At 48.2% G+C, this 23,566-nt stretch carries 22 protein-coding genes and 2 tRNA genes; 15 read left to right on the forward strand and 9 right to left on the reverse strand.

The window, feature by feature from the left end:
- The first annotated feature begins 75 nt into the window (after positions 1 to 75).
- From lon to F566_RS0123075, 8 genes are all read left to right on the forward strand, one after another.
- Positions 76 to 2,508 (forward strand): endopeptidase La, encoded by a 2,433-nt coding sequence (lon, locus tag F566_RS0123040; RefSeq protein WP_020409393.1) that lies wholly within the window; start codon positions 76 to 78, stop codon positions 2,506 to 2,508.
- 209 nt (positions 2,509 to 2,717) lie between these two features.
- Entirely contained in the window at positions 2,718 to 2,990 is a 273-nt protein-coding gene (gene hupB, locus F566_RS0123045) for a nucleoid-associated protein HU-beta (RefSeq protein ID WP_020409394.1), read from the forward strand.
- A 31-nt stretch (positions 2,991 to 3,021) separates the two neighbouring features.
- Positions 3,022 to 3,098 (forward strand) — tRNA-Asp (locus tag F566_RS0123050).
- Positions 3,099 to 3,279: 181 nt separating this feature from the next.
- Positions 3,280 to 5,136 (forward strand): SurA N-terminal domain-containing protein, encoded by a 1,857-nt coding sequence (locus F566_RS0123055; protein WP_020409395.1) that lies wholly within the window; start codon positions 3,280 to 3,282, stop codon positions 5,134 to 5,136.
- Between the two features lie 280 nt (positions 5,137 to 5,416).
- Positions 5,417 to 6,226 carry a C39 family peptidase gene (locus F566_RS0123060; RefSeq protein ID WP_020409396.1) on the forward strand — a complete coding sequence of 270 codons (810 nt, stop codon included), beginning with the start codon at positions 5,417 to 5,419 and terminating at the stop codon, positions 6,224 to 6,226.
- Positions 6,227 to 6,256: 30 nt separating this feature from the next.
- Positions 6,257 to 7,270: a pilus assembly protein FilC gene (locus F566_RS0123065; protein ID WP_020409397.1), complete on the forward strand. Its 1,014-nt coding sequence runs from the start codon at positions 6,257 to 6,259 to the stop codon at positions 7,268 to 7,270.
- Positions 7,271 to 7,296: 26 nt separating this feature from the next.
- On the forward strand, positions 7,297 to 8,916 hold the full coding sequence (locus F566_RS0123070) for an OmpP1/FadL family transporter (protein ID WP_020409398.1): 1,620 nt from the start codon (positions 7,297 to 7,299) through the stop codon (positions 8,914 to 8,916).
- A gap of 1 nt (position 8,917) precedes the next feature.
- Complete coding sequence (locus F566_RS0123075; protein ID WP_020409399.1) at positions 8,918 to 10,177, forward strand: MalM family protein; 1,260 nt, start codon at positions 8,918 to 8,920, stop codon at positions 10,175 to 10,177.
- Positions 10,178 to 10,184: 7 nt separating this feature from the next.
- Here F566_RS0123075 and F566_RS0123080 read toward each other — a convergent pair whose 3' ends face one another.
- The 3 genes from F566_RS0123080 to F566_RS0123090 form a co-directional block, all read right to left on the reverse strand.
- Positions 10,185 to 11,264 (reverse strand): polysaccharide deacetylase family protein, encoded by a 1,080-nt coding sequence (locus F566_RS0123080; RefSeq protein WP_020409400.1) that lies wholly within the window; start codon positions 11,262 to 11,264, stop codon positions 10,185 to 10,187.
- Positions 11,265 to 11,282: 18 nt separating this feature from the next.
- Positions 11,283 to 11,915: a DNA-J related domain-containing protein gene (locus tag F566_RS33800; protein ID WP_169334460.1), complete on the reverse strand. Its 633-nt coding sequence runs from the start codon at positions 11,913 to 11,915 to the stop codon at positions 11,283 to 11,285.
- Positions 11,916 to 12,012: 97 nt separating this feature from the next.
- Positions 12,013 to 12,246, reverse strand: coding sequence for a hypothetical protein (locus F566_RS0123090; protein WP_020409402.1), 234 nt, complete (start codon positions 12,244 to 12,246; stop codon positions 12,013 to 12,015).
- Positions 12,247 to 12,318: 72 nt separating this feature from the next.
- Here F566_RS0123090 and ttcA point away from each other — a divergent pair, with 72 nt between their 5' ends.
- Complete coding sequence (gene ttcA, locus F566_RS0123095) at positions 12,319 to 13,188, forward strand: tRNA 2-thiocytidine(32) synthetase TtcA (RefSeq protein WP_020409403.1); 870 nt, start codon at positions 12,319 to 12,321, stop codon at positions 13,186 to 13,188.
- Positions 13,189 to 13,377: 189 nt separating this feature from the next.
- Here ttcA and F566_RS0123100 read toward each other — a convergent pair whose 3' ends face one another.
- The 4 genes from F566_RS0123100 to F566_RS0123115 all read right to left on the reverse strand — a co-directional run bounded on the left by F566_RS0123100 (position 13,378) and on the right by F566_RS0123115 (position 17,154).
- Positions 13,378 to 14,103, reverse strand: a complete 726-nt coding sequence (locus F566_RS0123100; RefSeq protein ID WP_020409404.1) for a sulfite exporter TauE/SafE family protein — start codon at positions 14,101 to 14,103, stop codon at positions 13,378 to 13,380.
- A gap of 119 nt (positions 14,104 to 14,222) precedes the next feature.
- On the reverse strand, positions 14,223 to 14,789 hold the full coding sequence (locus F566_RS0123105; RefSeq protein ID WP_020409405.1) for an NUDIX domain-containing protein: 567 nt from the start codon (positions 14,787 to 14,789) through the stop codon (positions 14,223 to 14,225).
- Positions 14,790 to 14,800: 11 nt separating this feature from the next.
- Positions 14,801 to 15,409 carry a lytic transglycosylase domain-containing protein gene (locus F566_RS0123110; protein WP_020409406.1) on the reverse strand — a complete coding sequence of 203 codons (609 nt, stop codon included), beginning with the start codon at positions 15,407 to 15,409 and terminating at the stop codon, positions 14,801 to 14,803.
- A gap of 23 nt (positions 15,410 to 15,432) precedes the next feature.
- A complete protein-coding gene (locus F566_RS0123115) occupies positions 15,433 to 17,154 on the reverse strand; it encodes a proline--tRNA ligase (RefSeq protein ID WP_020409407.1) in 1,722 nt (573 codons plus the stop codon).
- Positions 17,155 to 17,415: 261 nt separating this feature from the next.
- Between F566_RS0123115 and F566_RS0123120 the strand changes: the two genes are divergently transcribed.
- Both F566_RS0123120 and F566_RS0123125 read left to right on the forward strand, forming a co-directional pair.
- A complete protein-coding gene (locus F566_RS0123120) occupies positions 17,416 to 17,850 on the forward strand; it encodes a PaaI family thioesterase (RefSeq protein ID WP_020409408.1) in 435 nt (144 codons plus the stop codon).
- A gap of 201 nt (positions 17,851 to 18,051) precedes the next feature.
- The gene (locus F566_RS0123125; protein WP_033416781.1) at positions 18,052 to 18,693 is read left to right on the forward strand and encodes a TetR/AcrR family transcriptional regulator; all 642 of its coding nucleotides are present in this window, start codon (positions 18,052 to 18,054) and stop codon (positions 18,691 to 18,693) included.
- A gap of 77 nt (positions 18,694 to 18,770) precedes the next feature.
- On the opposite strand, the gene F566_RS0123130 is transcribed toward F566_RS0123125, so the two are convergent.
- A complete protein-coding gene (locus F566_RS0123130) occupies positions 18,771 to 19,664 on the reverse strand; it encodes a TIGR01777 family oxidoreductase (protein ID WP_020409410.1) in 894 nt (297 codons plus the stop codon).
- Positions 19,665 to 19,693: 29 nt separating this feature from the next.
- On the reverse strand, positions 19,694 to 20,125 hold the full coding sequence (locus F566_RS33805) for a sirohydrochlorin chelatase (protein ID WP_020409411.1): 432 nt from the start codon (positions 20,123 to 20,125) through the stop codon (positions 19,694 to 19,696).
- A 202-nt stretch (positions 20,126 to 20,327) separates the two neighbouring features.
- On the opposite strand from F566_RS33805, the gene F566_RS0123140 reads away from it, so the two are divergent.
- From F566_RS0123140 to F566_RS0123160, 4 genes are all read left to right on the forward strand, one after another.
- Positions 20,328 to 20,933, forward strand: a complete 606-nt coding sequence (locus F566_RS0123140; RefSeq protein WP_026180262.1) for a DUF924 family protein — start codon at positions 20,328 to 20,330, stop codon at positions 20,931 to 20,933.
- Positions 20,934 to 21,109: 176 nt separating this feature from the next.
- Positions 21,110 to 21,185, forward strand: a tRNA-Gly gene (locus tag F566_RS0123145).
- Between the two features lie 479 nt (positions 21,186 to 21,664).
- Entirely contained in the window at positions 21,665 to 22,591 is a 927-nt protein-coding gene (locus F566_RS0123155; protein ID WP_020409413.1) for a chemotaxis protein CheV, read from the forward strand.
- A 154-nt stretch (positions 22,592 to 22,745) separates the two neighbouring features.
- A complete protein-coding gene (locus tag F566_RS0123160; protein WP_020409414.1) occupies positions 22,746 to 23,543 on the forward strand; it encodes an MOSC domain-containing protein in 798 nt (265 codons plus the stop codon).
- Positions 23,544 to 23,566 lie beyond the last annotated feature (23 nt).

The raw sequence follows: 23,566 nt of genomic DNA on the forward strand, positions 1-23,566 counted from the left end.
CCCATGTTGCTGTTTAGTAGAATGTATATGTATTAGACGTTACTTTTGTTTCGTCGATTCAGTCTGAGGTGTTTTATGTCAGAACCTTCTGTGGTTTCAGAAATTCCCCTGCTGCCGCTACGGGATGTGGTGGTGTTCCCGCATATGGTCATCCCGTTGTTCGTAGGGCGGGCAAAATCAATAGAGGCATTGGAGCAGGCGACTGGGTCGAGCAAAGAGATTCTTCTGGTGGCGCAGAAAGATCCCGCTGATGAAGATCCAGAGCAGGATGCAATGTACACCGTGGGTACTGTTTCCACGATCCTGCAAATGCTCAAATTGCCTGATGGCACGGTTAAAGTGCTGGTCGAGGGTAATTACAGAGCCAAGATCGAGCATATAGAAACTTCAGGCTACCATCGGGCCCGTATTACGCCCATTCGGGAGGATGATCAGGTCGCAGGTGGGTCTGACGCTTTGGCGCGATCTCTGCTTTCTCAGTTCGAACAGTATGTCAAGCTGAGTAAGAAGATTCCCAGCGAGCTTTCCGAATCATTGGGAAATATCACAGAAGCAGGCCGTTTGGCCGATACCATTTCAGCCCATCTAGAGCTTAAGCTTGAAACTAAGCAGGAGTTGCTGGAGGTTCTGGATGTCAAAGAGCGCGTAGAAGCGCTTATGCAACGACTGGAAAACGAGATAGATATTCTTCAGGTAGAGCAGCGGATTCGCGGCCGCGTGAAGAAGCAGATGGAAAAAAGTCAGCGTGAGTACTATCTGAATGAGCAGATGAAAGCTATTCAGAAGGAAATGGGAGACCTTGGAGAAGGCGCTAACGAAGTTGAAATGCTTGAGCGCAAGATCAAGGAAGCGGGCATGCCGGAAGAGGCTCGGAAAAAAGCTGAGTCTGAATTGTCCAAGCTGAAGATGATGTCGCCAATGTCAGCTGAGGCGACGGTTGTGCGTAGCTACATCGACTGGATGGTCAGCATTCCCTGGAAAAAGCGCAGTCGTGTGAAGCACGATCTACAGGCAGCCAGGAAGATCCTGAATGAGGACCACTATGGGCTTGAGGAGGTCAAAGAGCGCATTCTTGAGCACTTGGCGGTACAAAGCCGAGTGAAGAAGATGAAAGGGCCTGTGCTTTGTCTGGTGGGGCCTCCTGGTGTCGGTAAGACCTCTCTGGGGCAGTCAATAGCCAAAGCCACTAACCGCAAGTATGTCCGTATGGCGCTTGGCGGGGTGAGGGATGAAGCAGAGATTCGTGGTCACAGAAGAACCTACATCGGCTCATTGCCTGGTAAGTTGATTCAGAAGCTGGCAAAAGTTGAGGTTAAGAACCCGCTGTTTCTCTTTGACGAAATAGATAAGATGGGAATGGACCATCGTGGTGATCCTGCTTCAGCATTATTGGAAGTACTTGATCCAGAACAAAATCACACCTTCAATGATCATTATCTTGAAGTGGATTATGACCTTTCTGAAATCATGTTTGTTTGTACCTCGAACACCATGAATATTCCGCCTGCACTTATGGACAGGATGGAAATCATTCGTATCCCCGGATACACGGAAGATGAGAAGGTCAATATAGCAGCCAAGTATCTGATTCCAAAGCAGATGAAGAATAATGGGCTGCGCAAGAATGAGATGTCTCTTGAAGAGGATGCGGTCAGAACTATTATCCGTTACTACACCAAGGAAGCAGGTGTTCGTGGTCTCGAGAGAGAGATTGCGAAGGTGTGCCGGAAGGTGGTAAAAGAGAGCATTCTGGAAAAAGATTCCTCAAAAGCCACAATAGAGGTTGAAAGTTCCACGCTGGAGAACTACCTTGGTGTACGCAAGTTCAGTTACGGTAAGGCTTCCGAGCAGGATCGGGTTGGTCAGGTTACCGGACTTGCCTGGACGCAGGTTGGTGGTGAACTACTGACAATTGAATGTACATCGGTTCCTGGTAAAGGTAAGGTCGTTAAGACCGGTTCTCTGGGTGATGTCATGCAGGAGTCAATCCAGGCGGCCCTGACAGTGGTTCGGGGTAGAGCTGATAATCTGGGGATTAACCCGGATTTTCACGAGAAGAATGATATTCACGTACACGTTCCCGAAGGCGCGACGCCGAAAGACGGGCCTAGTGCAGGGATTGGTATGTGTACGGCACTGGTTTCCAGTCTGACGAATGTACCTGTTCGTGCCGATGTGGCTATGACGGGGGAAATTACATTACGTGGAGAGGTGTTGGCTATTGGCGGTTTGAAAGAGAAACTGCTGGCAGCCCACAGAGGAGGGATCAAGCGAGTTATTATCCCTCAGGAGAATGTCAGGGACTTAAAGGAAATTCCTGATAACATTAAAAACGATCTTGAAATCTTGCCTGTCACATGGATAGACGAGGTTTGGAGAAATGCACTCGCCGGTGAGGTAGGATTACAGGCTGGAAGTGCAAAAGAAAGTTTGCCCACAAAGGGGAAACGTTCGGTGAAGAAAGGTGGTGAGTCTTCGGACAACTCAGATCGTATAAATACCCACTAGCGTGAGATCGCGCTTGACACGGTTTTGTTGCTGTTGGTATAAATGATCGCGTTGTCAGGCAGCGCCCCGTAAGGGCTGCCGGTCATATAAGATAGAAGAAGAAAAAAGGGATGTGCTCGCACAATGGTTTTATTTTTGTGTGTAGTTACACCTGTATTCCTTCATCACCAGTCAATTAATCAATTCATAATTATCTTAAGGGGTTTAGTGTGAATAAATCGGAATTGATTGATGCTGTTGCTGCATCTGCAGACATCTCTAAAGCGGCTGCTGGCCGTGCACTTGATGCTGTCGTTGAATCAGTTACTGATGCATTAAAAAAAGGTGAACAGGTTACCTTGATCGGTTTTGGTACGTTTTCTGTCAAAGAGCGCGCTGCCCGTACTGGTCGTAACCCACAAACAGGCGATACCATTAATATTGCTGCCGCCAAAGTTCCCAGCTTTAAAGCAGGTAAAGCTCTGAAAGATGCAGTTAACTAGTCGGTAGACCTCAAGGTCTATCGCGCATTAGGGAGCGGTAGTTCAGCTGGTTAGAATACCGGCCTGTCACGCCGGGGGTCGCGGGTTCGAGTCCCGTCCGCTCCGCCAGGATCCAAGGCGCCTTTGAGCGCCTTTTTTCATATTTTGTACTTAGTGGTTTCTCAATCGATCAGTAGTGGTTGTGCAGGTGAGGTGACGTAAGTTGCCTGAATATAGTTACCTGAAGTTATGCTCTGATCAGTTAGAAATAATAATGATTGATTTGATGTGCAGGAATTAAGAGGGGCGCATGCTTCAGAACATTCGCGATAATGCTCAGGGAACTATCGCCAAAATTATTGTGGGACTGATTGTCCTGACATTTGCACTTTTTGGGGTTGAATCTATCGTAGGTGGGCTGAGTGGTGAGCCCGAAGTCGCTAGTGTCAACGGTGAATCCATTACCGAGGTTGAATTTCAGCGTCAGTTAGAGCTGAGAAGACGTCAGGCCATTAATCAGATGGGTGAAAACTATGATCCCAGTTTGATCGATGAGGGCGCTATCAGAAGCGCTACCATGACAGATCTGATCAGCAGGGAAGTGCGCTTGCAGGAAGCACTTGGCAAGGATATGGCGATTTCTGATGCTACTATAGATAATTTTATTTTGCAGTGGCCTCCTGCTCAGGTTGACGGAAAGTTCAGTCGTGATCAATTCCTGGCAGTGTTAAGAAATATCGGCATGCCGCCGCTGGAATTCCGTGAGCAACTGAAAAAAGACTTGATTATTAATCAAATGAGAATGGCTGTCGCACAGTCCTCATTTGTTATTGATGAAGAATTGTTGGCTCTTCTGAAAATAGAAAGGCAAAAAAGAACGTTTGATTATAAGGTTCTTGACGCCGAAACAATTGCTGAAGGCGTCGAGGTATCTGACGCTGAGATCGAGGCATTTTATCAGGAGAATCAGGAAGACTATCGTTTACCTGAGCGTTTGGTTGTCAACTTTATTGAAGTAAAAAAAGACGATCTTGCTCAGGATATCGAAGTGACCGACGAAGAAATCCAGCAAGCCTACGATGAAGAAGTTGGTGGGTTTGAAGCTCAGGAGCAGCGTCGTGGATCACATATCCTGGTCGAAATATCTGACTCTGTATCCGAAGAGCAGGCATTGGAAAAAATCAATGCAGTAGCGGAGCGTCTAGCCGCAGGAGAAGACTTTGCTGAAGTGGCTAAGGATGTTTCTGACGATCTTGGTTCAGCCCAGGAAGGTGGTGACCTTGGTTTTGCGGGCAAAGGGGCGTTTGTGCCTGAGTTTGAAAATGCACTTTTTGCTTTGCAAAAAGACGAGATCTCAGAGCCTATTAAAACAGAATATGGCTACCACATTATCAAATTGACTGATATCTCCACTCAGGAACCTCCAACGCTAGAAGAAGCAAGAGATAGGATTCTCTCCCAACTGCAAAGTGATAAGGCTGAATCTCGCTTTGTGGATTTGTCGACTGAGTTGACTGATATCACGTACAGCGCTCAGGATTTGCAAGGACCTGCGGAGGAGCTTGGGCTGGAAATTCAGACCAGTGAGCCGTTTGCCCGTGATGGCGGTGAGGGTATTTTCTCCAACCCGGCTATATTGCTGCAGGCTTTTTCAGACGACGTCCTGAAAAATGAACACAACAGTGAAGTGGTGGAGATTGGTCGGGATACGCTTGTGGTTATTCGTAAAAATGAGCTTATCCCTTCTATGATTCAGCCACTGGAAGAGGTTTCTTCCTCGATTGCTGAAAAACTTGCACTTGAGAAAGCGAAAGAGCAGCTGACAGCAGATGTCGAGCAGGTTCTTGCAGCGGCCAATAACGGTGACACTTCCGGTGAAGGTTGGACCTCTGCAGAAGCTGTGCGTCGGGGTAATCCTGCTCACGGAGAGGCGGCGAAGTTTGCCTTCAAAATGCCTGCTCCAGGGGCTGATGCTGTTGTCGATAAGTTTGAAACCGAGGGTGGTTTCGTTGTGATTGCTCTGAAAGCTGTCGAAGATGGCGCCGAAGAGCTCAACGATACAGAGAAAAAGACTTATAAGTCTTTCCTCGCCAATCGCCAGGGGTCTCAGGATTTCGAATATTTTGATTTATCATTGCAGAACAGGGCTGAAATCGAAAAGCTCTAGTACGATAGGTTAAATCCTTCGGAAAAGGTCCAAACGCTGTTTGGACCTTTTTTTTGTGCCGAAAAAAGTGTAGGCGCTGGTTTGGGTTAATAAGAAGCTAATAATTAGTGGCAAATTTGCACTGGCTCACATTCGTTTGTTTGATTGAGCTTGTGTGGCTTTCGGCTTGCAAAGAATTGTGTACTGGTTATCTTTACCTGATATTCAAATACTGTATCTTTAGTTTACAAACAGTTACGTGGCTTTTTGTTTGCTTGTAGGACGAACAGGTTAATCATCGATGTTACTTATCCTTGCTGGATCACTGCTGACATTTCATATGGCAGAAGAGGCAACTATCACAGAGCCTTTTAAGAAGGGCGTGGTTGTCTATCAGGAATCCATATTGACCGGCAGAGATGAGCGTACATTTGTACGATATGACACGTTGGTAGAACCGGCTAAAGAGCAGAGATTCAGAAACATCACTACGCAGGCTTATGACTACAGTTGTGGTTCTGCAGCATTAACGACAGTCCTGGAACACTATCTGGGAAGGACGTTTGAAGAGCGCCAGATTATGGAAGGCTTACTTCATTACGGTGACGCGGAAAGAATCGTTGAGCGGAGAGGTTTTTCCATGCTCGACTTCAAACGGCTGGTGACGGCGCTTGGGTTTCCGTCTGGGGGATTCAGAGCAGAGATAGAAGACCTCAAGGAGCTTGACCACCCGGCTATTGTCCCGATACGTTATGGCGGCTTTAAACATTTTGTCGTGGTGAGGGCGGTTCGAGAAGGTCGCGTCTTTATCGCAGATCCCTCGTTGGGGAATACCACTTTCACAATAGAGTTGTTTAAAGAGCACTGGGATCAGAACGTTCTTTTTATTGTCTTTCCCGGAAATGCGAAACCGGTGGATGGTCTCGAACTGCGGGAAGAAGACATGAGGTTCGTGGATGAGCAGACTTTTACACTGAATGCTTATCGTGAGTTTCCTGTATTTCATGAAGCTCTGCAGTTTCGAATTCAGAATACGCTCGAGTCACTCAAGAATAATGCAGATGGCAGCGTAAACAATACAACAAAAAGGTTGCACTACAAGCGCAACTAACCGGATTTAAAGAAGAATAAGGGATAGCTGATGAAGCGTTGGGTTGTATCCAGCATATGTTTTGCGCTGACACTATCAAGTGCTTATTACACTAATGCCGCTGAAGAGAGCAGTGTAGATAAAGCCCGCGAAGCATTGACCAAACAAGACGAAGATGCCGATTCAGCCAAGCAACTTGAAGAAGTGTTTCAGGCGGCTGAAAAAAACTATTCTCTTTTGAAAAAAGGGAAAATGTCACTGACCTATGGCTTTGATTACAGCTACTTTGGTGATCAGCGTCTGGATATCGACGTAGTTGAGGGGCGCTTCAGGAATTTTGATATCACACCTTCTGCCCAGCACACATTTACCAACTCCTTTTCTTTTGATTACGGATTGCTGGATAACCTGACGCTGTCGACACGAGTACCCTTAGTGGCCAAGTACGATACCCAGGATGAAAAATCCGCCACTGAATTTGGGGATATTTCTTTCACCACCCGCTGGCAGCCTTTTGCGTATGTTCCGGGAAAACCTTCCTACACAATATTCGGAACCTTTAAATCCAAAACAGGGGTGAGTCCATACGAAATTGATGTTAATCGTCAGTTGTCTACAGGCAGTGGATATTATTCCTTCAGTGTGGGGGGTAGCTTTTCAAAGGTACTGGACCCGGTCATCGTGTTCAGTTCGCTTAGTTTCAGTTATCCCATCAAGGAGGAAGAGCTGAATCAGGTACGTGGAGGCACTGTCCTAACAGAAGTTGAGCCGGCAAACTCTTTATCTCTCTCTGCTGGTTTTTCGTATGCGCTTTCCTATGATGTGTCGCTAAGTGTTTCGTCTCAATTCAGTTATTCGGATGAAACCGTCTTAAGGTTTCGGGGTGGTATCGAATCGGTTGTGCAGGATCAGGTCAGCAGCCTAATGAGTTTTGCGCTGGGGATTCGCGTCAGCGACACCAAGATCATCAATACCTCTGTTGGCTTCGGGCTCACTGAGGATTCCCCCGATGTGACCATGGGAGTCTCTATACCGATCAACATTGCCGGTCTCAAAGAAGAATAAAATCATCCTGGAACAACAATGGGGTTATGATGACTTCGTCAGCAAGCAGACAACTCAAGTTTCTGGGATGGGCGTGCGCGCTGGCCGTTTGGAGCGGTCAATCGTGGGGGCAGCTTTCACAGAACCTGATAATCGACTCCAAGGCTATTGCCTTGGGGAATGCGGTGACCGCAGACCCTCCGGGGGTGGCATCTATCCATTACAATCCGGCCGGTTTAGCCAAACTGAAAGGGCGCCAGTTTGAAATCGGCGTTACTAATATTGTTTTTAACTTCCAAACAGATTTTTATGCGCCAGATGATTACTCTGTTTTTAACATAGACGGTGTAGAAAACGATCCCATTTTTAACGGTGATACGGTGGCGCGCAGCCGGACAGGAACGTTGGCTCTATACGTGCCGGGGTATGGCCTGCAAAGATTACCGAAAGGTCCGGGATTGTTACCGTCAGTCGGATTCACCATTAACCCGCCCGGATCAAAGTTCACTTTCGGTAACTTCATCTACGGCCCTGACGTGGTGGGGTATTACCGAAAGAAGGACGATCCGGCACGCTATCTGGGTAAATCTCTGGCATTGCAGAGATTTACTTACCTGTCTCCTTCCTTCGGGTATGAAATCAATGATGAATGGTCGGTGGGGGCGGGCATTATGTTCTCTCACCAGGCTTTGGCCATGGACACCTATCTGAGGGCTCCTAATCTGTTGCTTGGTTTCGCTGAGCAGGTTCAGGAAGCATTTGACTGTGAGTCTGGAGGGGTTTCTCTAGGGCCATTCCTGAATGTCTGTGGCGGTAATATCGGGCCTTGGGATGACATTGGTGGCTTGAGCATTCAAGTTCAGGAAACCGTCTCTCCCAAGTACCATGTCGGTGTGCTGTGGGAGCCCACAGACTGGTTCGCCTGGGGCGCCAGTTATCAGAGTGAAGCAGATATGCAGATGAAGGGCACCTATGACCTTCGCTACACAGATGATTGGGCTGGCTTCTGGCAGGGATTCAATGGCTCGGTGATTGGTGCAATTACTTCCGGTATTTTCAGTCTGCCTTCAGGGGTTCCACGGGAATATGGAAACCTGTCCATCGACTTGACGCATCCTCAGCACTTCCAAACAGGGGTTAGCGTTAAGTTGAACCACCTGTTGACCTTGAATGTTGATGTTGGCTGGACTGACTATAGTGAGTGGGATGCATTTCTGCTGAAGTTTGACCGTGATCTCGAGTTCCTTGGAGCGGCCAGATTGCTGAGTACCAACGCGACCACCAACACTCTGAAGATTCCTCTGGAATATGAAGATGTCTGGAACTGGGGATTTGGGCTTGAGCAGCACATTACCAGTCGACTGGATTTACGGCTGGGGGTCGAGTTTCGTAATTCGCCTATCCAGGACAATCGTCGAGATTCTTTAAACCCCCTGAATGATACTGTCAGGTATGGTACCGGTCTGAGTTATCAGTGGGATCGGGATACCGTTCTGGATTTTCATCTGAGTTATCTCAGAAGTAGGGAGTTTATCCCTGCCGGGACCAGTGATAATGTCAATGCGACAGACATTCAGAATATTGCCTATAACCCTTATGCGGGTACAGATGTGGAAACCAATCTGAAAGTTATCACTTTTGGTTTTTCGTTCCGGACTCAATTCTAACATGAATAGACTGTTTCGACTGACACTGGCGTTGATGTTAATACTGGCGATACCCCTGGCTCAGGCTGATCGCTATTACACCTGGGTTGATGAAAATGGCGAAGTTCGTCATACCTTGATCTCAGATCCTGCTTCAGAGAAAACTGTCCCTGAAAAGCACAGGGATAAAGCGAGTGAGAAAAAGGAAGTCGAAGTTAAGCAGGTTGAATCAACTGACCGGGATAAGCTGATCACTGCTGATACGGACCAGGTGCTATTGGACAGAGATAGCGAGCTGGAGAAAAATCGCAAGGAACTGCCGGGGACTGACCAGGAAAGTGCGGCTGCCAATAATGCAGGGCCAGCAAATGAAGCGCTTGATTCTGGTGATAATGCTGTTCGCTCAGAGAACGAGGCAGAAAGAATTGCTTCCGGTCTTGCTGATTCTACTTCAGCACAAGATACGTCATCTTCCGAGGTCACCACTGAGGTAAAAGGCTTTTCCAGTGTCAGGCGTTTTGAAGGGGAAGAGTATGTGGATGCAGAGGAGCTTGAGGCAAACGGTTTCCGGCCGGCAAAGCAACAGCGTTTCTATACTGTCATTGATTCTGATGGCCGCTTCCGCAATATACCTTACCCCGAAGACGCGGAGCTAAGTACCCAGGCTCAGCTGCAGCCGGTAAAGCCGGAGAATTTTCAAGTGGTGGCGAAGGAGCAGTCTTTCATAAACAGGGTGCCGGAGCAGGCGGATTCCTATGCAACCAAACTCCTTGGTCTTGAATCAAGCTCGCGGGAAATCGATGTGTTGTTAGACCATTGTTGCGAGTCACTTGAAACTTATGACAGAGTGGAATTGGATCTCGAAGAAGGCAATCTGCTGGAAATCAATGAGAAAGATTATAGTCACCAGTTTGGTGTTGGCAGCAGTCTGCTACGAATCTTAGAGCTACCCGTCGTCGAGGGCGAACTGACGCTTGAATTAAGGACTTACGCCAATCCCAGAGTGTTTTACCCTTCGGTATTGGTGTTGGATGAAAACTTCTCACCACAGCGCCTGCTTCAGGATATTGTCTATGTTTACGAGCCTGAGAATTGGTTCCGGTACGGTTACCTGGAAGGTTATCTCAAGGTCGATCCTACACAGTCCAGGTATCTGGTGATATTTACCACCAAGCTTGATGAGCGTAAGAGAACGGTTGTGGAAGGTATCGAAGAAAAGCCAATTATCATGGAGCATGCCGGCAAGGGCATTATTCATGTTTCCCTTGCCGGTAAGCGCTGATTGATTTCTAGTCGGATATCTCCGGATTAATCCAGGGGAATGAGTGCCAATAAAAATATCCATTTCCTGCCGGTGCGGTGCAGTTGTACCGGAAGCGACGAGAACTAAATGCCTGATTGCCGGTGACGGTAATCAGGTTTCCTTCAAGTTCGACGTTGATTCTGCCCTGTCCTGAGCCGTAACAGGCTACCAATTTTGCTGAGACTGCTGAAGGGGTGAAAGTCAGTGTCGGTGGATTGGTGTTCCTGACTACAACAGAAGTAGGCTGGGTATCGACGGGGTAAAGAGGCAGCGTTTTCAGTTTCTCTTTGAAGCTGTTCATGTCGCCATAGTCGTCAGGAAGGGGAAATCTTGGGATGGTCTGCCAATCGGAATTAGCGCCCACTGGACCCGACTGCTGGCCAAAACCGATATAGCCCAGCTGATCTATCAATTGAGTTAATTCCCGATCAAACTCACCGTAAGGGTACGCCAGCATTTTCAGTGAGTAGCCCAATTTTTGCTGAATTTGTTGTTCTGCATCCTCTACGTTTTCACTGATTCTCTGTATCCACTGAGCATTACTTTCCTCTGGCTTCTTGTCGATCATATGAATGTGGCCGATGGTATGATTGGCGAACTCAGCGCCTGATGAGGCCAACTCTTTCGCTTGATCCCATGAGATAAATTCTTTTGAGCCAGAGTTCAGTGCATCCGGATTGATAAAAACGGTAAAAGGAAAGCCATGGGGGCGAATTATGGGGAGCGCTTTCTCGTAAATGCTGCGATAGCCATCGTCGAATGTGATCGCCACCGCTTTGTCCGGCAACTTGCCTCCCTGCTTCATTGTGTCGATGGCTTCACTCAATCGAACAACCTTATACCCTTCGGTTTCCAGATGGATAAGGTGCTTTTCAAAAAGCAGGGGGGTTGTCGAGGTGGACCTTGGGGTGTTCGTATCAATATGGTGATATTGCAGAATATGAAGCACATCAGAGTCTGCGTAACTACTGCTGTGTGCGAATAAAAGAGAGGCGACTAAGCTGGCGATGCCTGCTGCAATAGTTCGGTGTCGGGCTCCTGAGGTTCGGGAATGTTGCTTGTTCACAGTTGATTCATCCAGGCGTTATTGTTTTCGATACAACTTCAATATTTCATACGCCTCCCGGATAGCGGTAAAAGTCTGAGAATTTCCGCCTCTGTCCGGGTGATGTTCCATGGCCAGTTTCCGATATTGACCCTTTATCGTAGGCCAATCTGCATCGGATTCACAGTCCAGGATTTTCAATGCGCTCTGTCGCTGGCTGGGATTGAGGTACGCTTCCCAGAAGTTGTTTAAAAGTTTGTCGACATCAGACCTTGATGTATCCGTCAGATTGCTGAGATCCAGATAATAACTCTGCAATGGGTCTGCCTTTCCGACCACCTGTAACCTGGCAGCATTGTCAGAAGCTTGCGGGCTGGAACTGGCTGCTATACTGAGGGGGGATATTTCTATCCAGGTGCCATGGTTCTTCCAACGGCTCTCTCGTAGCAGATACAAGGCATGAAACAAGACAAAATGGGTCTGAAACAGATTCAGTTGATCACTGAGTGCCTGTTCATCAAAGATGCAATAGGGCTCGTCGCTGAGCTTTTTGATCAGCTCGTACTCGCTCATTGAAAGGGCTTGCTCTACGAGGATAGTTTCAAGTGCCTTGCTCAGCCTGCCTATCAGGATTTCCCAGGCTTCTTCAAATAAAGAGTCGCTATCTGCCATATTACTGATCATAAACGTCGTGATATCTGGTCAGGGTGTCACTCAACCGGTGATTATTGAAATATAAGCGGTCTGGGCTATATGTCGAAACAAGTGGTCAGGGTAGCTGGTTGTCGATGAATATTCCAATCCCCTGCGCAGATGCGGCGTAGTGTTTTATGGAGGTTTGACGTAAGCGTCTGTCGGTTATCGATTGATAGCGGCTGCCTTCTGCTGGCTGGTCGTTGTGATCACGGCTTTCGACTGAACTGTCAGATGCCAATAATAGGTTGGCTGAAATATGATCAAGGTAGTGTTGTATTGCCTTTCTTGCGATATAATGCGCACCCATTTTTTAAGTCCCGGCGCAATTTGATTTAAGTTGTCCGGGAAAATTAGATCTCGTAGATGCAAGGTGTGATACATGACAGCCGCAATGAAGTCGGAAATCGGTCAGCGTGAACGATTGGAGCGTAACAAGCTTCAGAAACTGCTACGCCGGAATGTTGGGCGTGCGATCGCTGATTTTAATATGATTGAAGACGGTGACAAAGTCATGTGCTGCTTGTCCGGTGGTAAAGACTCTTATGCCATGCTGGATATCCTGTTGAATCTGCAGAAACATGCGCCGATCAGTTTTGAAATCATCGCTGTTAACCTGGATCAGAAACAGCCCGGTTTCCCAGAACATGTTCTCCCGGATTATCTCAAGTCTATTGGGGTTGAGTTCTATGTCATTGAGCGGGATACCTATAGCATTGTGAAAGATAAAGTCCCGGAGGGAAAAACCACCTGTGGCTTATGTTCGCGTTTACGCCGTGGAATACTCTATGATTTTGCAGTCGAACATGGCTGCACAAAGATCGCCTTGGGCCATCACCGGGATGACATCATGGAAACGCTTTTCCTGAACATGTTCTATGGCGGCAAAATGAAAGCCATGCCTCCCAAGCTGAAGAGTGATGATGGTCGGAATATTGTCATTCGGCCGATGGCTTATTGTCGTGAAAAGGATATTGAGCGGTATGCTCAAATCAGAGAGTTCCCCATCATTCCCTGTAATCTTTGTGGCTCTCAGGAAGACCTTCAAAGACAAAATATCAAGATGATGCTGCAGGATTGGGATAAGCGATTCCCAGGACGTCTCGAAAATATGTTCCGGTCTATGCAGAATGTGCTGCCTTCCCACCTTGCGGACACTTATTTGTACGATTTTAACAAGTTGGAGCACTATAAGCGGGATGACGCCGCTGACATGGGCGGATTGGAGCCGATTAATATTCTCAATATTTAGTTGCTCTGCACATTCGTAAGACCCAGAGCGGTTCTCAAATATTAGCTGCGAGAGCAGAAGTGACGTGTGATGGGAAAGGCTCTGAGTGTCTCATCAATTGTTAATGGGAGTTATTTGATTTTGTCCCATTAATCGAGTTTCTGTTTGCACAAATTGCAGCTAGGTGAACCAGCCTTTGGGCTGGTTTTTTTATGTCAGGCGATAGATGGCGCCAGAGAGGGCAGCAATTCCTGAAATACAGCATAGCCAGAGCATAATGGGGCGGAATCTCCCTGCATCCACAAATCCTCTTGAATGCTGACCGAAATAGAAGCCAAGCAGTGCACATGGCAAAAAAGACAAGCTTTCCCAGAGTAGCTCGTTGGTCAGCAAACCGGTTAGGGCATAGCTGATCAGACTCACGACGCAGCTGTAGGTGAAATAGAGTGACAGGTTGGCTCTAACGGTTTTCGGGGCATCATGCTGCATGATGAGTGCCATTGGCGGACCGCCGATTGAGGTCGTCGTACCTGTTATTCCGCTGACAAAACCGGCAATTCCCAGTCGGGTCGGAGTTGCTTCAAATCGTGTGCCTTTGATGCTGATAATGACGGCTGAGATAACACAGGCTGATACAAATACCTGCAGCCAGGCGACGTTCAACTGTATTAGTAGCCATGCTCCAATAGCTGTTCCTGGAAGGCGTGCAATAAACGGAGATAGCATCCTGCTGGCTTCCAAATGTTGTCGTTGGTTCCAGGTGTTGATAATACTGAGAAATAACGCTGTGACGGTTATGGTTACGGGAACCCAGTCAGGGTTTATGAGTACCATAATCGGGGCTGCAATCACTGCCATACCGAAACCGGCAGCTGTCTGAATCCAGCATCCCAAAAACAGACTGACGGCAGAAATGATCCAGGGTATCAGTTCCATAGGCTTTCCCGGTGACGCGTTGCGTCATTGTCAGGTGGGGAGGGGCGACAAGATATAAAGTAGCCTGATGCTGCAGAATCGATAATACATGCAGGAAGGCTTGGTGCATGAATATCAGTCTATGGCTTAGAATCAGTTCCTGCGATACGCAGATATGCTAATTTCAGTAGAGCAGCCAGACTTAATCCGTCGGTAATCTGACCGTTTAGTGCCATGCTGATAGCGTCGTCCAGAGGAAGTCTCCTGACTGTCAGCTGTTCGGTATCATCGGGCTCCCAGCCCGCCTGGGTGAGCTTGCGGGCAATATAGACAATGCCCTGTTCATCCGTAACACAGTTGCTCGTATGTGCCTGGAGTAATTCCTCAAATTCATCGGCGATCAGGCCGGTCTCTTCTCTGAGTTCCCTTCGGGCTCCCTCGATTACCCATTCGTCGGCGGGAACTCCGCCCATGGGAATTTCCCAGCTGAAGTTGTCTGTAGCATATCTGTATTGGCCAACGAGCCAGGTATGATCCTGCTCGTCAACCGGAATAATGCCGACAGCCCGGTGCTTCATGTGAATGAGGCCATATATGCCCGGCTTGCCTGTAGGAGCAATAACTTCGCGATGCTCTACACGAATCCAGGGGTTGTCGTAGACCTGGTTGGTTGACAGCGTTTGCCAGGGATTTTCTGGTTTGGTCATAAGTTGGGGGGTCAGTATTTTACGAACCAGTAGCGTTCCCAGGCATTCATGACCTTTTCCGGATACCAGGTCTTGCCAAGACTGCCATTATACCGGGCCAGGGCTCTTATTAGATTGCCTTTCTCTCGATCAAGATAGTGCTTGAGGATGGTGCACCCATACCGAAGGTTAGTGCTGGTACTCATCAGGTTGTCACCAGGACGTCCGATTTCTTCTTTCCAGAAAGGCATAACCTGCATAAACCCCTGAGCGCCGACCCGACTGATTGCAAACCGGTTGAAAAGGCTCTCAACATGAATCACCGAGAGAACCAGTTCTGGACTGAGGTCGGCTCTACTGGCCTCCAGGTGAACGAGTTTGAGAAACTCCAATCGATCCTTGGGGTCTTTGATGTATCTTTCCATCCGCGTGGACATATCTACGAGCCAGACTTCTGCATCAAAACGGTCGACGAAACTCTCTGTTTCATTGACGGTTTTTATTAGCGTTTTCCGAAGTTCTGGATCCGGCTGCTGCTGATTTGCCTGCGCATATGCCAGAGGCAACAGCAGCATCAGAAAAAGAGCCAGTGCCCGAGATATCAAATGGCGCCTTCCCGGACGCCTGGTCAGATCTTTCATTATTTGCTCTTGTCGTACTACGATTATTGAAGCTTGCTCAGTACAAAGTCTAGTACATTATCCACATCGATATCTGTGCTGTCGGTATCACGGCGGCCCTTGTATTCCACCGTACCCTGGCCGAGCCCGCGATCACTGATGACCACACGGTGAGGTATACCAATCAGTTCCATATCGGCAAATTTTACGCCGGGCCGTTCGTTGCGGTCATCCAGGAGAACATCGATACCTGCTTTCTGCAGGTCTGCATAAAGCGTTTCTGCTTTATCCCTGACGACTTCAGATTTGTGCATGTTCAATGGCACCAGCACCACTTCAAACGGTGCAAGAGCAGAGGGCAGTATCATGCCTTTATCATCATGGTTCTGTTCGACAGCGGCAGCAACCACGCGACTGACGCCAATGCCGTAGCAGCCCATCTGCATAACAGTGGCCTTACCATTTTCATCCAGAACGGTTGCGTTCAATTCTTTGCTGTATTTATCTCCGAGTTTGAAGACGTGGCCGACTTCGATACCTTTTTTGATGACCAGCGTGCCCTTGCCATCAGGGCTTGGATCACCTTCCCGCACATTGCGCAGGTCTGCGATTTCCTGTAATTCACAGTCGCGGCCCCAGTTGACATGGGTAAAGTGGAAATCATCTTCATTGGCCCCGCAGACGAAATCAGCCAGTATGGCTGCACTGCGGTCAACAATGGTGCGAACAGGAAGGTTCACAGGGCCAATTGAGCCGAGTGTACAGCCGAGTGCATTTTTGATGTCTTCTTCGCTTGCCATCGTTAGTGGGCTTGCCACGCCGGGAATTTTTTCTGCCTTAATTTCGTTCAGCGTATGGTCTCCACGGAGAACCAGTGCTACCAGTGGGGTGGGTTTGCCTTCCTCGGCCTCGCCCTGAACGATTAGAGTTTTCACAGAAACTTCTGTGGGAAGGTTCAGAAATTTGCTCAGCTGCTCGATTGTTTTCTGACTGGGAGTGGCAACTTTCTGCATTTCACCGCCGGGAGCAGGGGCTTCTGCTGCTGAAGGAAGGGCTTCAGCCATCTCAATGTTGGCGGCGAAATCGCTTTCGGTACTGAATGCGATGAAGTCTTCACCTGAGTCAGCCAGAACATGAAACTCGTGTGAAGCGGAGCCGCCTATGCTGCCGCTGTCAGCCTGTACCGGGCGAAAATCCAGTCCGAAGCGCTGAAATATCCGGGTATAAGTGTCATACATGACCTGATAGGTCTCATCCAGTGAAGCAGCATCAATATGGAATGAATATGCGTCTTTCATAAGGAATTCCCGAGCCCTCATGACGCCGAAGCGCGGACGCCGCTCGTCCCGGAACTTGGTCTGAATCTGATAGAAGTTGGCCGGCAGCTCTTTGTAGCTTTTCAGCTCGTTTCGCACCATGTCGGTTATCACTTCCTCATGGGTCGGTCCGACACAAAAGTCCCGGTCGTGGCGATCCTTGATGCGCAGAAGCTCTTTACCGTATTGCTCCCACCGGCCGGATTCCTGCCATAATTCCGCAGGTTGTACGGCAGGCATCAGAACTTCCTGAGCTCCTGAACGGTCCATTTCCTCGCGAACGATTCGCTCCACCTTGCGAAGCACTTTCAAGCCAAGCGGCAGCCAGGTGTATAAGCCTGATGCCAGTTTACGGATCATACCGGCCCTGAGCATTAGCTGATGGCTGATGACTTCCGCATCTGCAGGGGTTTCCTTGAGGGTGGCTATCAAATATCGGCTTGCACGCATAGAATCTGGCCTTCTGGTATACAGGAGTTGTTATATCCGGTTGACGTTGAGATTGTCGGCGCCTGAAGTCTGTCGTTAAAATATATGCGCTGGCAATCTCGGTAATTATTTCCTGAATATTTTGTCAGGTAATTTGAACTTGTCCTCAGACGACAAAATCCAAGCCCGTTATTGTAAGAATGATTGGTTGGCGCGTACAGTAAGCAAACCAATAAAATAGTATGCTGGCCAATAAAAAATGAAAGTATGCAGGAACTGTCGATGAAGTTGACGGCACAGGAAATTGAAAGCCTGATCGGGGAGGGCGTCCCCATGGCCGGTTTGATCGGGTTTCAGGTGGTAAATGTGACTGCAGAACACACGGTGACCAGGATACCGTTTAATGACAACTGGATTCGGCCTGGAGGTACTATTTCAGGCCCGGTGATTATGGCGCTGGCGGATGCATCCATGTATGCCATTATTCTGGCGGCACTGGGTAAAGCCGAGATGGCCGTTACGAGCAATATCAATATCAATTTTTTGCGCCGGCCGGATCCTGCAGATTTATACGGTAAGGCCACACTTTTGAGGCTGGGAAAGCGTCTTGCCTTCTGCGAAGTGAATTTATTTACTGGCTCCGATCGTGAACTGGTGGCGCATGCTACCGGTAGCTATGCCTTGCCAGGCAAGGGTTTCGGGGCTGAAATGGAATGATTTGTTAAGAGAAAGGAGGAAAACTAAAGAATTTGTAATTTAGCTAATAGTCTGAATCTGGCGACAAAGTCAGAAAGCACCGTATAATATCGCCTGAGCAGCAACCTATAAAACCTCCGAACAGGGCTTAAAGACGTTACGGATAATGTGTACAAATGCTGCCGGAACCTTAAAGTATAAATGCCAATGGATGACAATATTATGAATTATACCGCCAGTCATCCGGGTGAGACACTGTCGCATTTAGAGCAGCGTCGCACACCGGTACAGGATCGTAGTCGCGAAAGAGTCGAATTAATCCTAAATGAAGCGTCACAATTAATCAGCGAGGTAGGGGTTCAGGGAATAAAAACCTCAGAGATTGCTCGGAGAGCAGAGATTTCCTTGGCCTCTCTTTATCGCTACTTTCCCAATAAAGCTTCCATCGTCAAAGCGCTTGCTGAACGACATATGGAGAAGCTTGCCAGTGTGCTCAAAGAACTGGTCGATCAGCTCAATTTCGACGATGGTTTTGATCAATTGATCGATACCTATGCCGAATTCTACCGCTCTGAGCCCGGATACAAGGAAATCTGGTCCGGCGTTGAGGCAATGCCTGAACTGCAGGAGCTGGATTTGGGCGAGCTGTTTGACAATGCCCAACTGATTTCCGAAAAAGTTCAGGCGCTATGTCCTGAAATGGATAAAGAGCGGTTGTGGTTAATGTGTGTCATGATTCCCCGTACTTGCTCTGGCATCATGAGACTGGCCATGACCATGGAGCCTCAGCAAGAGGAAATCATGCGTAATGAACTCAAGATGATGGTTCGTCATTATCTGAGGGCCAGGCTTAAAGATTGCTGATCTGTATTTTTGATCAGGAGTCAGCGTAAGGGCGGGTATTTCAATCTACCCGCTCTTGCCGATTTCACTGAATCAGATCAGACGACATCTTTCAGTGCATCTTCCAACGTATCAAATTTAAAAGTGTAGTGTTCCTCGTCGAGGAGACGTTGCGGCACAGCTTTTTGTCCAGTGGTCAGCAGCCTGCCCATTTCACCGAACATCAAGTTGATGGCCATGGTGGGCATGGGGATGATAGAAGGGCGGTGCAAAACTGAGCCCAGTGTCTTGGCAAATTCGGCGTTTGTTACAGGTGTGGGGCCAACGGCATTGTAAGGGCCTTTGCATTGTGAATGGTTGAGCAGGTAAAGAATGATGCTGACCAGATCCTGAATATGAATCCATGGCATCCACTGTCGTCCTGATCCCATTTTCCCTCCCAGACCTATTTTGAAGGCTGGCAGCATCTTGTCTAAAAAGCCGCCTTTTCCAACCACCAGACCAATTCTAGGTATGGCGACTCTTATGCCAAGAGCCTCTGCTCTTAGGGCTTCATTTTCCCAGTTGCTACACAATTCATGGGTGAATTCCTGGTTAGGTGGGGTGCTCTCGTTAACTATGTTGTCTTTTTGGTCACCGTAAAAGCCGACCGCAGAAGCTGATACTAAAACGCTAGGTTTGGTGGGAAGTTGTGTGAAAAATTCATTAAGTTGATGAGTAATACCGCGTCGGCTTTCAATCAATAGCTCTTTTCGCTGCTTCGACCAGCGTCGATTGGCGATAGGTTCGCCGGCAAGGTTTACCGCAGCGTCCACATGGCTGCCAATCAGGTTGGTATTCAGGGACTCGACGCCCCTGAATTTATCTCCCAGAACTGAGCGAATCTTGTCTGACTTGCGACTTAAGACAGTCACCTCGTGCCCGTCAGCCAGTAATGCCCGGCAGACCATGCGGCCAATAAATCCTGTTCCTCCTGTCACTAGAACATGCATGAGTCGCTCCTTGAATATCTGTGATATTTCTAACGATACTCCTGCTGGGAGGCTTCGCCAATATCTGCTTGCTGATGCTCTGATAATAGGCTTCCGACCAAGTGTTTGATCATGGATCTGAACTGTCTCTGCTCTCCAAGGGCTGGGAGGAGATCAATGTTGACGTTAAACCGTTCCTGTAGTGGTGGGAGCATGGCCGGAACATCAAACTTTAAATGTTTCCCAGTAGCAAAGAACAGAGGAAGAATGGCAATGCGCTTTGCGCCTTTGGCGCTGGCCTCCTGAACTGCTTCATCGATATTGGGGGTAGAGAGCTCCATAAAGGCAACGGAGACAGAGGGGAAGTCATTGATCAGTTGTTTTTCGAGCTCTTTAAAAGGGGCTGCCCATTCCGGGTCCCGACTACCGTGCGCGAGCAAAATAGTGTGGTCATATTGGCAGGGTTGGTTTGATTCGCGCAAAATGCCTCCAGTGTATTAATGAATGGTTTTACCTTAATACGAGCTTTGTATGTTGTTGGTTTCGTTGACGGTTTAAAAAATGGCATTATACCTTTACCGGTATGAAAAGCTGACCCCGTTGATTATTTAGGGTAAATGCCAAATCATTGGTTGGGATGATGGATCAACATCTGGTAATAAAGTATGAGAGGTGCATAGCACTGTGTGGTCGTCTGATGAGTTTCTTCAGTATTGGTTTGGACCTGATAGAGGAGTGGGAGTGCCTGATTCCCAGGCTCAGAGCCGGTGGTTCAGCGAAGATAAAAAGTTTGATCGCGAGCTGCGTCGGCGATTCCTGACGACTGTGGTGTTAGCGTCTGAAGGCGGGCTGGATCGCTGGCTCGAACAACCTGAAGGCTATCTTGCAATTGTGGTGCTTCTGGATCAGATTTCTCGTCATATCTATCGTGGAACATCAATGGCATACGATAATGATAGAGTTGCCCGTCAGTACGTGCGGCGAGGTCTGGAAGAAACTGTGGATCAGGAGCTGTCAGTAGTGCAGAGAGTGTTTTTCTACCTGCCATTGACCCATTCGGAAGTTCTGGAAGATCAGAAGCAAAGTCTGCAGCTTCATGAGGTTTTGGGTAAAGTTTGTGGCGATCGGGAAAAAGCCTTTGTCGACGCTTATCTGCAGGATGCTCGCACGCGTTATGATGTTATCAGGCAGTTCGGCAGGTTCCCGCATCGAAATAAGGTGTTGAAGAGGGCAAGTCGCCCGGAAGAAGATGTATATCTGGGTGAAACCAGGCATGTATTTAATGCCTGAGGACCGATCCATTTTTTAAAAAGCAGTAAAAAAGTGAATTTTGATGCTTGCGCAGTGATAAAAGAGTCACTATAATGCGCCCTCGTTTTCGGTGATCAGCAATTGATTGTCGGGCTAACTGGTTGAATAATATAGGCGATTCAGTCTATTTCAAAAGGTGTTGGCCAAACGTATTTGCGGGAATAGCTCAGTTGGTAGAGCACAACCTTGCCAAGGTTGGGGTCGCGAGTTCGAGTCTCGTTTCCCGCTCCAAATTATCCTCCTCGTCTGTATTCTAAGTATTTTGTCTCCGTTAGAGGTGACCCCGCTTTTTTGTTTTGGGTCGCGACCGGGGCGCCGGCCGGTCTGGATGGCCAGCCCCGCAGTCTCGTTTCCTGCTCCAAATTTTCCTCCTCATTTGTATCTGGCTATCTTGCCTTTGATGTGGGCGACCCCGTTTTTTATTTTTTGGGTTGCGACCGGGCGCTGGTAGGTCTGGATGGGCAGCCCACAGTTTTGTTTTCTTGCTTTAAATTACCTCTCTTGGTTTTATCTTCAGGTATTGCTCCGATAGATGGGATTTGTTGGCCGAGCTGATCTATTGGGCCGTGTGGCTATTCTTTTTGTGTGAGTGGGAGCTGGAAGAGTTTCGAGCTGAAGGACAGCTTCTTCGAGCCTTTTTAAAAGGAGGAAGAATGTCTGTAATCGTCTAAACTAGTTAAAGAAACTGTTACAAATGATTGAGGTTGCGGATGTCCAAGGTTTTGGAGACGGTTGATCAGCGCACCAAGCTGGTGGGAGAGAACCGGCTTGAGCTGTTGTTGTTCAAGTTTGGGGTTCGTCAGATTTTCGCGATTAATGTCTTCAAAATTCAAGAAGTGCTTCGGCTGCCCAATCTGACCAGAATGCCTCATCGTCATCCTGTTGTGGTTGGAGTGAGTCATATTCGGAATGTTACCGTTCCGGTCATAAATCTGGCTCAGGCTATTGGCCTGAAGCCGCTTGAGGTCAATGACGACTCCACTATTATTGTCACGGAATATAATCGAACTGTTCAGGCTTTCCTGGTAGGGAGTGTTGATCGCATTGTGAATATGACCTGGGAGCAGATTCTCCCGCCGCCGCAGGGAGCGGGTAAATCTCACTATGTGACGGCGATTACTCACTACAATGATCAAATTGTGGAGATTATCGATGTAGAGCGGGTCCTTGCTGACATTAAGCCATACAACATTCAGGTGTCCTCGGATGTGCTGACCACGGATTTGATCCAGGTTGCCCATGGCAAGGAAATTATGTTGGTTGATGACTCACCGGTTGCTATTGGGCAGGCGATCGGAACTTTGTCTCAGTTGGGGATTAAGGTTACAACGGCAAAAAATGGTCTGGAAGCCTATAATCTCCTGAAGCGATGGGCTGATGAAGGGATTAATGTTCCTGAAAAGCTGCTGATGGTGGTGACCGATGCAGAGATGCCTGCAATGGATGGCTACAGGCTGACAACGGAAATACGCAATGATCCCAGATTGAAAGACCTGTTTGTGGTTTTGCATACGTCTCTCAGCGGTGATTTCAACAAGGCGATGGTTGAAAAGGTCGGATGTAATGCCTTTCTGTCCAAGTTTCAGCCAGATGAATTGGCAAAAGTGGTTGAGTCCAGGTTGAAAGAGACTGGCTAGTGTGGCATTTAACATAAAGCCTCCGACCTACTGATGTTTCCCCCTTCGTGAATGTTTTCTGCTAGCTGAAATACGATTTTAAGTTGTATTGGCTATTGTTCTGTCCACTATCCCTGCTTAGACTGCTAGCCCAGATTAGAGCAAGGAGTCCTGCATGTCCTCACTAAGTGTTACCGAATTGCATTTATACCCCGTTAAATCCTGCGCTGGCATATCTGTTGAGCAGTTGTCAATCACAGAGTGGGGGCCTTCCGATGATCGTCGGTATATGCTTGTTGATGAGGCTGGCAAGTTCGTCACCGGGCGTAAGTTCCCCAAGATGGTTTTGTTTAAAACCGAGTTGCTTCCAGAGGGATTGATGATCACCAGTCCCGCCGGGGATCAGAAACTGGCGAGTATCCCGGACGCACCTGAAAGGGTTGAGGTGGAGATCTGGAAGGATCGTGCAGAAGCCATCGTCGCCTCGCCAGAGGTCAATGACTGGCTGAGTCGTGCCCTCGAGGCCAATGTCAGGTTGGTACACATGCCGGAAGACAGCTTTCGACAGGTGGATCGGGACTACTATGCCGCTGATCAGCGCATACCGTTTTGTGATGGCTATCCTGTACTGATGACGAATGAGTCGTCACTGACAGAATTGAATACAAGGCTGGATGAAACTATTGTGATGAAACGCTTCCGGCCGAACGTTGTGGTTAATGGCTCAGCAGCCTGGGAGGAGGACCATTGGAAGCATGTCAGGATCGGTGAGGTAGAGTTTCAAGTGGTGAAACCATGTAGCCGTTGTGTGTTTACAACCGTGGATCCGGAGACTGCAGAAAAAGGGAAGGAACCACTGCGAACGCTGGCAGGATATCGGCGACATGAGCTTGGAGTAATCTTCGGGCAGAATCTTGTGCAGCTGAATCAAGGCGTTATCAAAGTCGGGGATGAAGTTCAAATTCTCGCCTGATGTGCGGTCTGGTTTACTGAAAG

It is taken from the genome of Hahella ganghwensis DSM 17046 (genome assembly GCF_000376785.1).
GTDB classification, from domain to species: Bacteria; Pseudomonadota; Gammaproteobacteria; order Pseudomonadales; family Oleiphilaceae; genus Hahella; species Hahella ganghwensis.